This is a genomic window from Pseudomonas sp. AC242 (assembly GCF_979258655.1).
In genome coordinates this window covers 2125186-2138152 of record NZ_OZ409873.1, presented here as the reverse complement: position 1 = coordinate 2138152, position 12967 = coordinate 2125186, and the positions used below count along the sequence as shown (strand labels likewise).

The 12967-nt window shown below is 58.4% G+C and carries 13 protein-coding genes and 1 pseudogene; 5 read left to right on the top strand and 9 right to left on the bottom strand.

Annotation, left to right across the window (positions count from 1 at the left end; genetic code table 11):
- Positions 1-87: 87 nt before the first annotated feature.
- Complete coding sequence (locus ACZZ0A_RS09745) at positions 88-1197, bottom strand: PilT/PilU family type 4a pilus ATPase (RefSeq protein ID WP_463542957.1); 1110 nt, start codon at positions 1195-1197, stop codon at positions 88-90.
- A gap of 113 nt (positions 1198-1310) precedes the next feature.
- On the opposite strand from ACZZ0A_RS09745, the gene ACZZ0A_RS09740 reads away from it, so the two are divergent.
- Together ACZZ0A_RS09740 and ACZZ0A_RS09735 are read left to right on the top strand one after the other, a co-directional pair.
- Positions 1311-3848, top strand: coding sequence for a PAS domain-containing hybrid sensor histidine kinase/response regulator (locus tag ACZZ0A_RS09740; protein WP_095113364.1), 2538 nt, complete (start codon positions 1311-1313; stop codon positions 3846-3848).
- Positions 3849-3899: 51 nt separating this feature from the next.
- A complete protein-coding gene (locus tag ACZZ0A_RS09735) occupies positions 3900-4175 on the top strand; it encodes a peptidylprolyl isomerase (RefSeq protein ID WP_007912322.1) in 276 nt (91 codons plus the stop codon).
- A 138-nt stretch (positions 4176-4313) separates the two neighbouring features.
- Here the strand turns inward: ACZZ0A_RS09735 and ACZZ0A_RS09730 are convergent.
- The 8 genes and pseudogenes from ACZZ0A_RS09730 to ACZZ0A_RS09695 form a co-directional block, all read right to left on the bottom strand.
- A pseudogene (locus tag ACZZ0A_RS09730) lies at positions 4314-5248 on the bottom strand (sugar kinase).
- 70 nt (positions 5249-5318) lie between these two features.
- A complete protein-coding gene (locus tag ACZZ0A_RS09725) occupies positions 5319-6533 on the bottom strand; it encodes an amino acid deaminase (RefSeq protein ID WP_123375091.1) in 1215 nt (404 codons plus the stop codon).
- A gap of 39 nt (positions 6534-6572) precedes the next feature.
- Complete coding sequence (locus ACZZ0A_RS09720; RefSeq protein WP_007912327.1) at positions 6573-7337, bottom strand: IclR family transcriptional regulator; 765 nt, start codon at positions 7335-7337, stop codon at positions 6573-6575.
- A 309-nt stretch (positions 7338-7646) separates the two neighbouring features.
- On the bottom strand, positions 7647-8036 hold the full coding sequence (locus tag ACZZ0A_RS09715; RefSeq protein ID WP_007912330.1) for a RidA family protein: 390 nt from the start codon (positions 8034-8036) through the stop codon (positions 7647-7649).
- A gap of 29 nt (positions 8037-8065) precedes the next feature.
- Positions 8066-8857: an amino acid ABC transporter ATP-binding protein gene (locus tag ACZZ0A_RS09710; protein ID WP_007912331.1), complete on the bottom strand. Its 792-nt coding sequence runs from the start codon at positions 8855-8857 to the stop codon at positions 8066-8068.
- Positions 8854-9516: an amino acid ABC transporter permease gene (locus ACZZ0A_RS09705; protein WP_007912332.1), complete on the bottom strand. Its 663-nt coding sequence runs from the start codon at positions 9514-9516 to the stop codon at positions 8854-8856. Before ACZZ0A_RS09705 ends, ACZZ0A_RS09710 begins: the two co-directional genes overlap by 4 nt.
- A gap of 9 nt (positions 9517-9525) precedes the next feature.
- Entirely contained in the window at positions 9526-10188 is a 663-nt protein-coding gene (locus ACZZ0A_RS09700; RefSeq protein WP_003225455.1) for an amino acid ABC transporter permease, read from the bottom strand.
- 51 nt (positions 10189-10239) lie between these two features.
- Positions 10240-11088 carry a transporter substrate-binding domain-containing protein gene (locus tag ACZZ0A_RS09695; RefSeq protein WP_007912334.1) on the bottom strand — a complete coding sequence of 283 codons (849 nt, stop codon included), beginning with the start codon at positions 11086-11088 and terminating at the stop codon, positions 10240-10242.
- 424 nt (positions 11089-11512) lie between these two features.
- On the opposite strand from ACZZ0A_RS09695, the gene ACZZ0A_RS09690 reads away from it, so the two are divergent.
- The 3 genes from ACZZ0A_RS09690 (at position 11513) to ACZZ0A_RS09680 (ending at position 12935) form a co-directional block, all read left to right on the top strand.
- The gene (locus ACZZ0A_RS09690) at positions 11513-11917 is read left to right on the top strand and encodes a hypothetical protein (RefSeq protein ID WP_102901908.1); all 405 of its coding nucleotides are present in this window, start codon (positions 11513-11515) and stop codon (positions 11915-11917) included.
- A gap of 91 nt (positions 11918-12008) precedes the next feature.
- Positions 12009-12440 carry a thioredoxin family protein gene (locus ACZZ0A_RS09685; protein ID WP_463542956.1) on the top strand — a complete coding sequence of 144 codons (432 nt, stop codon included), beginning with the start codon at positions 12009-12011 and terminating at the stop codon, positions 12438-12440.
- A 57-nt stretch (positions 12441-12497) separates the two neighbouring features.
- Positions 12498-12935 (top strand): hypothetical protein, encoded by a 438-nt coding sequence (locus tag ACZZ0A_RS09680; protein ID WP_007912336.1) that lies wholly within the window; start codon positions 12498-12500, stop codon positions 12933-12935.
- Positions 12936-12967 lie beyond the last annotated feature (32 nt).

The window sequence follows — 12967 nt, the reverse complement described above, 5'->3', positions numbered from 1 at the left end:
CTGAGCAAGTAAAGTTAACCCCACTCATCGCCAAAGACGCCATCAAACATTTATAAGTTCGTATGTAAGCAATTCAAAAAACAACAACTATTCCAATAAACCCCAACCATCACTCCCGTCGCCCGTGCCACTCCCACCCTCAACTTTCAGCTTGATCTTCAGCTTCAGATTGGTTCCAGAGTCGGCATGTTTCATCACCTCCTCTTCGTTAACAACATGACTCTCAAACAAATCGAACAATGATTGATCAAACGTCTGCATACCCTGCGCCACGGATTTTTCCATGATCGTTTTAAGCTCGCCTAATTCATTACGATGTATCAGATCTCTGACAGTCGGCGTTCCCAGCATGACTTCCACCGCTGCCCGTCTCTGCCCGTCAACCGTGCGCACCAATCGTTGGGAAACACAGGCTTTAAGATTATTGCCCAACGTCTGCAACAACTGCGGTCGTCGCTCTTGCGGGAACATATTGATAATCCGATCGAGCGCCTGATTGGCGTTAATAGCGTGCAACGTCGAGAGCACTAAATGCCCGGTATCGGCGAATGCCAGCGCATGTTCCATGGTTTCGCGGTCACGGATTTCGCCGATCAGCACCACATCCGGTGCCTGACGCAGGGTGTTTTTCAGGGCGGCGTGGAAACTGCGCGTATCGACCCCGACTTCCCGTTGATTGATGATCGAACGCTGGTGGCGATGGATGTACTCGATCGGATCCTCGATGGTGATGATGTGCCCGCTGCTGTGGCGATTGCGGTGGTCGATCAGCGCAGCCAGCGACGTCGATTTGCCGGAATCGGTGGCACCGACAAACAGAATCAGCCCCTGCTTGAGCATGACGGTTTCGAGCAGTACCGCTGGCAGTTTCAGATCAGCGAAACGCGGAATGTCGAGTTTGACGTTGCGAATGACGATCGATACATCGTTGCGCTGTTTGAAGATATTGACGCGAAAGCGGCCAATGCCCGTTCGCGAAATCGCCAGGTTCATTTCCAGATCCCGGTCGAACTCCCGTCGTTGCTCGGCGTCCATCAGGGAGGCAGCGATGGCGGCCGTTTCACCGTTTTTGAAAGGTCGTTCGCTCAACGCCGTGAGCACGCCGTCGACGCGCGCACTGGGCGGTGCTCCCGTTGACAGGAACAGATCCGAACCGTTTTTTTTGGACAAAACTGACAACAGTGCATCGATTTCCATGGCAAAAAACACCCGCGAAGCATTCAATGAACAGACAATGAACTACGCCTGGCGCAGATCAACTGCAACAATGATAGACGTCGCCTCACCGAACCACGCTCAGGACTGATGTAATGAATGCTGTACCGAACAACGACGACGCCCAGGCACTGATCGCCCGCACCGACTGGAGCCGCAGCCCTTTGGGCGCTGCCGGCAACTGGCCGCAGAGCCTGCGCACCGCGGTGGACATCGTGATTCACTCGCCGATGCCGATGCTGTTGTTGTGGGGCCCGCAACTCACGCAGATCTACAACAATGGTTTCGCCCTGCTCGCCGGCCACAAGCATCCGCACGCTTTCGGACAGCCTGCGCACCAGATCTGGCCAGAACTTCGCGACTTTACCGACCCGATTTACAGCGCCGTCCTACAAGGCCAGGTTCGCACCTACAGCGAAAGACGCTTCACCCTGCAGCGCGAAGGCCAAGAGTCCGACTTCTGGCTGGATTTGACCTACAGTCCGATCCGCGATGAAACCGCGCAAGTCGCCGGGATTCTGGTCACCGCCATCGAAACCAACGAACGCCGACGCATCGCTCTGGAACTGCAGCGACGCTCCGAGGAAAGCCTCAAGGCTCAACGGGAAACCGAAGAGCGCCTGCAACTGGCGTTGGCCGCAACTGATGCCGTTGGCACCTGGGATTGGGACATCGGTGAAGACCGCTTTATCGCCGACGCGCATTTCGCCCAATTGCATGGCGTCGATCCCAGCCTCGCCGGACAGTTGCCGATCAGCGATTACTTGCAAGGCGTGCACCCTGAAGACCGCGCCATGATTGCGCGCAGCATCAAACACTGCATCACCCACGGCACCGAATACGCCGAGGAATATCGCTTGCAGCAAGGCGATGGCGAGGTGCGCTGGGTGTTCGCCCGCGGGCGTTGCTACAAGGATCACCACGGCAGGCCCATGCGCTTCCTCGGCGCGGCGCTGGACCTGACCGAGCGCAAACACACCGAACAGGCGCTGCGCCAGAGCCAGACTGAACTGCAGTTGATCATCAACGCCATGCCGATCCTGATCAGTTATGTCGACTGTGAAGAGCGCTTTCGCCTGAACAACGCGGCCTATCTGGACTGGTACGGCCTCACGCCACAGGAACTCTACGGCCGCACCATTCGCGAAGTCATCGGTGAAGAAGCCTATTTCCTGCGCCTGCCCTACATTGCCGAAGCGCTGGCCGGCAGACCGTGTTCGTTCAGCCTGTACACCCCGCACCGTGATGGCAGCAATCGCCACGCGCTGATGAATTACCTGCCGCGTTACGCCGCCGACGGCGCGATCAGTGGTTTCTATATCTTTGTGATCGATGAGACCGAGCGCAAGAAAACCGAAGAAGCCTTGCGCAATCTCAACGAAACCCTGGAAGAACGGGTCAGCGCCCGTACCGAACAATTGGCCCAGGCCAACCAGCGTTTGCAGAACGAGATGTTCGAACGCGAGCGCGCCGAAGATGCCTTGCGTCACGCGCAGAAGATGGAGGCGGTCGGTCAGCTCACCGGCGGTATCGCCCACGACTTCAATAACATGCTCACCGGCATTATCGGCAGCCTCGATTTGATGCAGCGCTACATCGCCAACGGCCGGGCCGACGAGATTGGTCGTTTTACCGAAGCGGCGGTGTCATCGGCCAACCGTGCGGCAGCATTGACCCATCGCCTGTTGGCATTTTCGCGGCGCCAGTCGCTGGATCGCAAAACCCTGAACGTCAATGAACTGGTGCATTCGCTGGAAGACCTGATCCGTCGGACCAAGGGCGACCCGATCGAACTCACCCTGCGTCTGGCCGAGAACGTGTGGCCGGTCAGCACCGACGTCAGCCAATTGGAAAACGCCCTGCTCAACCTGGTCATCAATGCCCGCGATGCCATGCCCGATGGCGGCGAGTTGTTGATTGAGACGGCCAACGTCTATCTCGACGGCAGCGATATCACCACGCTCGAACCGGTCAAGGCTGGCGATTACCTGATGCTGGCGGTCAGCGACAACGGCACCGGCATGACGCCGTCCGTACGTTCCAAGGCCTTCGATCCGTTTTTCACCACCAAGCCTATTGGTCAAGGCACCGGGCTGGGCCTGTCGATGATTTATGGTTTTGCCCAGCAATCAGGCGGGCATGTCAGCCTCGACAGCCTGCCAGGCCAGGGCACGTGTGTGCGCTTGTACTTGCCGCGGTTGTACGGCATCGAACCGGAACAGCCGGCTATCGTGCCAGTAAAACAAGCGCCGACGACGGCGACCGGTGAAACCGTGGTGGTCGTCGAAGATGACCCGGCGGTGCGCATGCTGGTGCTCGATCTGCTCCGGGAGCTGGGTTATCAGGCCCACGAAGCCGAAGACGCCAAGACCGCCCTGCCCCTGCTCGAATCCGATCTGCGCGTGGACCTGCTGGTCACCGACGTCGGCCTGCCAGGCATGAACGGCCGACAGTTGGCGGAGATTGCCCGTCAGCATCGGCCGGGCCTCAAGGTGCTGTTCATGACCGGCTACGCACAGAAAGCCGCCGAGCGGCAGGGGTTTCTCGAGGACGGCATGGACATGGTCGCCAAACCGTTTGCCATTGAGCTGCTGGCCAGCAAGATCCGCACGATGATCAGCCAAACCCCGTGACTTGAGGCATAATCCGCGCCCCGCCGTCACCCCGTTATCAGGTACCGCACGATGAAAGCCCAAGCCCGCCACATTCTGGTGAAAACTGCCGAAGAGGCCGAACAGCTAAAACAACGCATCGCCAAGGGTGAAGCGTTTGATGTGCTGGCGAAGAAATTTTCGACCTGCCCGTCCGGCAAGCGCGGCGGCGATCTGGGTGAAGTGCGGCCGGGGCAGATGGTCGGGGCGATTGATGCGGTGATTTTCAAGAAACCGCTGCGCACTGTGCATGGGCCGATCAAGAGCAAGTTCGGCTATCACCTGGTGCAGGTGTTTTACCGGGATTAATACTTTCCTCACAGGAGCTGTGTAGGAGCTGTCGAGTGAAACGAGGCTGCGATCTTTTGATCTTGATCTTGAAAAACAAGATCAAAAGATCGTCCGATCGCGGCCCGAGCCTTCGCCAGCTCCTACAGGGATTGCATTTCAGGTTCTGGGGATCAGTGCTCCTGGCATCTGAATCACCCGACTTGCCAGCAGATGCCCGGCCTCGGCAGCCTCCGCCGGACTCCCCCCAGCAGTCGCCTGGCCAGATACGCCGCACTGAACGAATCCCCCGCCGCCGTAGTGTCCACCACTTTCCCGACCTTCTGCGCCGGCACTTCAAATGCCTCACCATCACAGCGAATCAGACACGCCTCGGCGCCGCGCTTGAGCACCACTTCCGGCGTGCCGAACTGCGTGTAAGCGGCAAACACCGCGTCGCCATCGGCGAAACCGAACAGCGCCTGTTCGTCATCCACGGTCAGCAACGCCAGATCAACGTAAGGCAACACGTTGCGATACGCCGTCCGCGCGTCTTCTACAGAAGCCCACAACCGTGGCCGGTAGTTGTTATCGAAGACGATGCGCGCATCACGCTGCCGTGCTTCGATCAAGGTCTGGATCAGTTTTTCCCGGCCGAGCGCACCGAGCACGGCCAGGGTGATGCCGCTGAAATACAGCACATCGTAATCCGGCAACGCCGCAAGAATCGGCGCGGCGGCTGGCGTGGTGAAACAGTCGCGCACGGCGGCCTCGTTGCGCCAGTAGAGAAAGCGCCGTTCGCCGTTGGCGTCAGTCTGAATGCAATACAGGCCCGGCAAGCGACCCGGCAGACGCTGCACCAGACCGAGGCCGATACCTTCGCTGCTCCAGATCTGGCACATGGCGTCGCTGAAGCTGTCATCTCCCAGCGCGGTGACGTAGTCGACCTGCGCCCTCTCGCCCATGGCGCGGGACAGATACACCGCCGTGTTCAGGGTGTCGCCGCCGAAACTTTGCTGCAGGCTGCCGTCGGCACGCTGCTGCAGTTCGATCATGCACTCGCCGATCAGGGCAATGCGCGGGGTGTTCGGGCCCAGGGGGCTGAGGGTGTTCATCTTGTGCTGTCTCTGGTTGATCGATGGTGTCTGGACTTGCTCGCGAATGACCGCGACTCGGTCTCAAGCTTTAGAAACAGGTCTCCATGCTCTCGATCACTGACAACTGCTCATCCACCAGCAACCCCACACGCCACTTGTCGAACGTCAGGCACGGGTGCGACGTACCAAAGGAAATGATGTCACCCACACGCAATTCAACGCCCGGCGCCACCGTCATGAACGCGTGCTGATCCATCACCGCCGTGACTTTGCACGCACCGACATCCTCGCCCACTGCCGGCACCACACCCGCCTTGTAACGCAACAACGGCACCGGCAAACCGGCATCGAACGCAACATCACGTTTGCCCAGTGCGATCACCGCGAAGCCCGGCTCGGGCAGCGACTGCACGTGCGCCCAGACTTCCAGCGCCGGGCGCAAGCCCTCGTGCAGATCACTGCGACGATCAAGCACGCAGCACTGCGCTTCCTTGTAAATGCCATGGTCATGGGCCACGTAACTGCCGGGACGCAACACACTGAGGAAACGTCCGGATGCGTTTTGTGCTTCGAACGATTCGGCAATCAGGTCGTACCACGCCGAACCCGAGGCAGTGATGATCGGCTTACCGATGGCGAACGCGCCGCTGTCTTGCAATTGCACCGCCAGGCGTACCAGTGACGCGGCAAATTCACGAATGCCACTGACCGCGTGATCACCGTGAATCACCCCTTCGTAACCTTCAATGCCGGTCAGGGCCAGCGCCGGTTGCGCGGTGATCGCCTTGGCCAGTTCGATGACTTCCTGTTCGCTGCGGCAACCGCAACGCCCGCCGACTACGCCGTATTCGATCATCACGTTCAGCTTCACCCCACGCGTGGCGAAGTAGGCGCCGAGATCCGCGACGTTGTCCGGGTGATCGACCATGCAGTAAAAATCGAACGACGGATCGGCGAGCAGATCGGCAATCAGCGCCATGTTCGGCGTGCCAACCAGTTGGTTAGCCATCAGCACCCGGCGCACACCATGGGCGTAAGCGGCGCGAGTCTGGGTCGCGCTGGCGAGGGTGATGCCCCAGGCACCGGCGTCGAGCTGACGCTTGAACAGTGCCGGGGTCATGCTGGTTTTGCCGTGAGGCGCAAGCTGCGCGCCGCTGTCGCTGACAAACTTCTGCATCCAGCGGATGTTGTGCTCCAGCGCTTCGCGGTGCAGCACCAGCGCCGGCAGGCTGACGTCGCGTACCAGTTGCGCGCCGATGGCGGCGTCGCCCTTTTCCACAGCAGTATTGATGGCAGTCGTCATGGTCGAACTCCTCACTTTCGCGGCCGCAGGCAGCCGTGGTTATTCGTTGATGCGCCGGGCGAGGCTGTTGGCGCTCTCGATCAGCACTCGGCGATAGTCGTTGTAATTGTTCTTCGCATCGGCCCGCGGGGCGACGATGCACAAGGTGCAAATCGCTACGCCTTGAGGGTCTTTGACCGGCGCGGCGAAGCAGTGGGTAAAGGTGTCGGCGACGCTGTCGAAGGAGAAAAATCCGTCGATGCCGGCCTGACGGATTTCCGCGAGAAAACGCTCCAGCGGCAGACGTTCGCCATCGGGCAGGATGAAGTCGTCTTCGTCAATCAGGTCGATGATCTGTTGATCGCTCAAGTGCGCGAGCAACAGACGCCCGGAAGCCGTCCACGGGATGGGGGCGTTTTCACCGATGTCGGAGGAAATGCGGAAATGCCGCTCGCCCTCCTTCATCAACGCCACTGTGTATTTACGGCCGTTGAGCAGGCACATCTGCGCGGTTTCATGGGTCTGACTGACGATCTCCTGCAAGGCGTGATCGGCCTCGCGGCTGAGGTCGAAATGACGCAAATGCGCCTGACCGAGAAAATACAACTGCCGGCCCAGATAGACATGACCGTCCTTGCCCACCGGCTCCAGAATTCGTCGCTCGAGCAGCGACGCGACCAGTTCGTAGACCGTGGATTTCGGGCTGCCGATGCCGTTGGCGATGTCGTTGGGGCGCAGCGGCTGGCCGATCTCCTTGAGGAAATCGAGGATATCGAACGCCCGGTCCAGACCGCGTGCCCGGCGTTTGATGGTGTCTTCGGTCATTTCAGTGGTTCCCATTCAAAGTCGCCGGATGGTAACTGGCCCTTGGTGTTGTGTCAGTTGGATTGCTGCCCTCACCCCCCGCCCTCTCCCTGAGGGAGAGGGAGCCTGACTGGATCGATGCACATGTTGTGGTCAGCCGCCAAAATCTGCATCGATGGAGATCAGTCCCCTCTCCCAGAGAGAAAGAGCCTGGCCGTATCGATGTAAATGTAAGCGTCATACGCAAAATCCACATCGATACAGATCAGTCCCCTCTCCCTTGGGAGAGGGTTAGGGTGAGGGGCTGCGGCCTAAGCAACACAGCAATTTTCAAGCCTTCTTCTTGTAGGCGATGCAGTCGATCTCGACCTTGCAATCGACCATCATGCTCGCCTGCACACAGGCCCGCGCCGGTGCGTGTTCAGGTTTGAAGTACTCGCCGAAAACCTTGTTGAAACTGCTGAAATCACGCGGATCATCCAGCCACACCCCGGCACGCACGACATCTTCCAGGCCATAACCGGCCTCTTCGAGAATCGCGATCAGGTTCTTCATGGTCTGATGGGTCTGCTCGACGATGCCGCCGACAATAATCTCGCCATCCACCGCTGGCACCTGGCCAGACACATGCAGCCAGCCATCCGCTTCAACGGCGCGAGCGAAGGGACGTGGCTGACCGCCAGCGGCGGTGCTGCCGGTGCCGTAACGCGTAATGCTCATGGGTACTTCTCCTGATTACAAAACGAAAGTTAAAACCGCGTGCTCTTGAGAAACTCAGCCAGACGCGGCGATTGCGGGCGCTCGAACAGTTCCTTGGGAGGCCCCTGCTCTTCGATTCGCCCCTGATTCATGAAAACGATTTTGTCCGAGACCTCGAAGGCGAAACGCATCTCGTGGGTCACCAGCAGCATGGTCATGCCGTCTTCGGCCAGACCCTTGATCACGTTGAGCACTTCGCCAACCAGTTCCGGGTCGAGGGCCGAAGTGACTTCATCAAACAGCATCAGGCTCGGGTTCATCGCAATCGCCCGGGCGATCGCGACGCGCTGTTGCTGACCGCCGGACAACTGACCGGGAAAGTGATTGCGCCGCTCCAGCAAGCCGACGCGCTCCAGCCACTTTTCCGCGAGGACGACGGCTTCGTCCTTGTGCATTTTCTTCACCTTGAGCAAGCCCAGGGTGACGTTCTGCAACGCGGTCAAATGCGGGAACAGGTTGAACTGCTGGAACGCCATGCCGGTCATCGCACGATGGCGGGCGATGACTTTTTCGGCATGCCGCACTCGCTTGCCGTTGACCTCGTCATAGCCGATGGATTCGCCGTCGAGCAGGATCTGTCCGCCCTGGAATTCTTCGAGCATGTTCACGCAACGCAGCAGCGTGGTTTTACCCGAACCGCTGGAACCGATCAGCGTCACCACGTTGCCGCGCTGCATGCTCAGATCGACACCTTTGAGCACTTCTACTGCGCCGTACTGTTTGTGCAGGCCACGGATGTCCAGCAACGCCTGATTCTGTGGAGAAACTTGAGCTTGAGTCATGGCAGGGCCACCCGCTTTTCAATGTGCCGGCCGAGTAATTCGATGCCGTAGTTGATGACGAAGAACAGAAAACCGGCGAACAGGTAGAACTCCAGGGTCATGAAGTTCCGGGCGATGATCTGTTGCGTGCTGAGCAGCAGTTCGGCCACGCCGATCACCGAGAGCAAGGTCGAGGCCTTGACGATTTCGGTGGACGAGTTGACCCAGGTCGGCAGGATCTGCCGCAGTGCCTGGGGTAACAGCACATAACCGAGGGATTGATAAAACGTCAGGCCGATGGCTTTGCTCGCCTCCATCTGCCCGCGCGGCAAGGCTTGCAGCGCACCCCGCACGATTTCAGCGACGTGGGAGCCGCAGAACAGCGTCAGCCCCAAGGCCCCGGCCTGAAATGCGCTGATCTGCCAGCCGAGTGCCGGCGCCATATAGAAGCAGGCCAGTACCAGCACAAACACCGGCGTGCCGCGAATCAGATCGACGTAAAACCGAAACGGTGCGCGCATCCAGAACTTGCCGTACGTCAGCACCAACCCGGTAATAACGCCGAGCATCGTGCCGAGCAGAATCGCCAGCGCCGACACTTGCACGCTGGTCAAAAAACCCTGCCACAGTGGCTCGCGTGCGACCCACAACTCATGTAACCAACTGGGAGATTCGTACATCGCAGCCTCCTATCGGCGGATCGCCAGACGCTGCTCGAGGTAGCGCAGCAGCATGGCAATGAGGTAACAGGCCGCAACATACAACGCCGTGGTCACCAGCCAGGTTTCAATCACCCGGTAGCTCTCGACGTTGATCTTGCGCGCGTAATAGGTCAGCTCCGGCACCGCGATCGCGGCAGCCAGCGAGGTGTCCTTGAACAGCGAAATGAAGTTGTTCGACAGCGCCGGCAAGACGTTGCGCAACATCACCGGCACGGTGACGTAGGCCTTGACCTGCCACTCGCCGAGCCCTATCGCCAGCCCGGCTTCGCGCTGGCCCTTGGGAATACTCAGCAAGCCGCCACGGAACACTTCGGTCAGGTACGCCCCGGCATACAACGACAGCGTGATGATGAACGAGGGAATCTTGTCCAGACGAATGCCCAGGCTTGGCAGCGCAAAGTAGATCAACAGAATCAACACCAGAATCGGCGTGTTACGCACCACCGTGACGTACACCGAAGCCAGCACCCGCAAGGCGCGATGCTTCGACAGCAAGGCAAACGCCATCAGCAGGCCGATCACGCAGCCGATGGCGATCGACACCAGCGCCAGTTCGAGGCCCAGACCGAGCCCCGCCAGCAAGGTGTCGAAATCGCGCCAGACGGCGGCAAAGTTCAACTGATAGTTCATGGTCAGCAGTACCTTGAGCGGGGCGACTTTAATCGCCCCACTCTCACGGGATCATTTGAATTCGACTGGGAAACCAATTGCTGGCGAAGGCAGATCTACACCGAACCATTGCTTGAACGACGCCGCGTAAGTCGGGAATTCAACGCCGGTCATGGCTTCATGCAGCGCGGTGTTGACGAAGTTCAGCCAGTCCTGATCGCCGCGTTTCACCGCGCACGCATAGGTTTGCGGGCTCCACGCATAGCTTGGGCTGCGGTAGCGGCCAGGGTTCTGCACCATCAGGTATTTGACCGAGGACTGGTCGGTGGCGGCGGCGTCGGCGCGACCGGAGTTAACGGCCTGATACATCAGATCGACGCTGTCGTATTGATCGACCTTGGCCTTCGGCAAGGCCTGATGCACCAGTTCTTCGGCGTAGACGTTTTGCAGCACGGCCACGGTAACGCTGTCGCCGGCGGCTTGCAGATCTTCGATTTCCTTGTACTTGCTGTTGTTCGGCAACAACAGGCCGACGCCTTCGCGGTAGTACGGCAGGGTGAACGCCACTTGTTGCGCGCGGCTGGCGGTAACGGTGATGAACTGGCAGCTCATGTCGACCTTGTCGGTCAGCAGATTGGGAATCCGCGCATCGGACGACTGCACCACGAACTCGACTTTGCTCGGATCATTGAACAGACCTTTGGCGACGATCCGCGCGATGTCGATATCAAAGCCCTGCAACTTGCCGTCCGCGCCCTGAAAGTGCCACGGCGCATTGGTACTACCGGTGCCCACGATCAATTTGCCACGGGCCAGAACACTGTCGAGTTTGCTGTCAGCTGCCTGGGCCATACCCATGACAGCGGACGAAGCCGCAAGAACAAAAACACACGCTTTGAACAACGAAGGACGGCGATGCATGGCAAGCACTCCAGAATGGTGTTTATTCCGCTATACCGGAACACGGTTTGTTACTACGGAATAGACAGCAGAAAGTGTGCCATAGCTTTGGCAATAAAACCCAGGTCTTCGGAAACATTAATCGGTTCAACAAGTTAGCCCGCGGATCTGCGCGCGACCATTGCCAATAGAGGTTTGAACTTCGCTACTGAGGGCAACCGATTGGGAAGTAACGTCACATCCAAGGGCATGTGCGCGACCGATTGATGCACAGATAAAGCATTGAATCGGACTTGGAAAATGGCTTGAGCGCGAGTGACCGCTCATCGGATTTCCGGCTCGACCTGTCAGAGTTGACAGTTGTTGACCGGTGAATTGATAGGCCTACTGGTCCGGACCGAACGGGTCAGGAACCGAACTTAAAATCTCAATAAGGACTTTTGAAATGGCCAATCTGATTAAAAATGGTGATTTTGCGAATCAGGGCGATCACTGGACAGCAACAACCCCGAATAACGTCAGTTACGTAAATGGTCACTGCATAATCGCGACTCCTGACTCCATCAGTCAGGACATTCTCCTGGGCAGCGAGGGCGGTGGCAAATTCATGATCTCGGCAAGAATGAAAACACTGCCTGGCTATGCTGGCCGCGTCACTGTGCAACCACTTCCGACAGGCAACCCGGTTGAACTTGACGTCGGAGGTAACCAAGGCTGGACGATCAAGTTCCAAGAGTTCGACGCCCCTCTCGCGACACTCAAGTTCACGGTGAAGGTTGAGTCCAATGACGGTACGTTTGATGAACTTGGCTCTTATTTCAGCGATGTAACGCTATCCAAGCTGCTCTGAGCCAATACTCTTGAAAGCGAGCTTTCATCTCGTGACGGCTCGTTTTCTCCGTGAACGCATCACCACTGCAGTCCGAAAAAGGGAGTTTCCAATGGACTTGACAACCCCTTTCGCAGCCTTGCCTGCCACCTATCGCAAAGCCCTGAAAACCTGGCGCCCGGTGATTCTGTATTTCGCTAACGAGTACTGCCCCGCCTGCGAGTGGGCCGGGCCGATTTTTCGCCAGACGGCCGAGCCATACCGGCATCGCGCCAATATCTACATGCTCAATACCAGCGAAACTGCCCGTCATCCGCTGGTAACCGGTACGCCCACCGTACTGTTCTACAAGAACGGCAGGCTGGTGAAAAAACTCAAAGGCATCGGCACGGAAGAAACCCTCGCACGGGATTTCACCGAGCACATCGGCAAGACCAAAGCGCCCGTTGCCGCCCGTAAAAAAACGCATGATCTGCCCTGGCTGCGTCAGACACTTCGTACTCTGTGCACGGTTGCACGTGCGCACCTGCGGAGTCAGTGCTGAACAGGCTGAAGGTTCCGAAGCCGGGTTAACCAAAAAGTCGCAGGGAGGGATAAGGACATGACGAATTTGATCAGGAATGGCGAGTTCTACGAAGGCGAGAAAGACTGGTCAGTGAGCCATCCAGATCAGGTGAAATTCAACGAGGATGACTGCAGGATCACTTCACCCGGATACATCAGTCAGGACGTCATTTTCCAATCTGAAGCCGAAGAATATGCGCTGTCCGCCAGAATCAAGACTGCATCCGGCTCCACGGCTCGCGTGATATTGACGCTACATCCTGCTGGCGACGAACTTGAGTTGGCGCTGACAGACGATCCAAACTGGCAAGTGCGAACCGACTGGATCCTCGCGCCAGCCGGCACGACCGGCGCCACAGTCAGACTCCAGACAGACGGAGCAAACAGCGTCGCCGCCGCGCAATTTGGCAGTCTGGTGCTACTGAGTCTGGAGACTAGAGAACCGAAAAACACCCTTGAGCGAATCGTGGTGTAGTGGAGATCCCTGTTCGGTGTCAGGGGATAAAT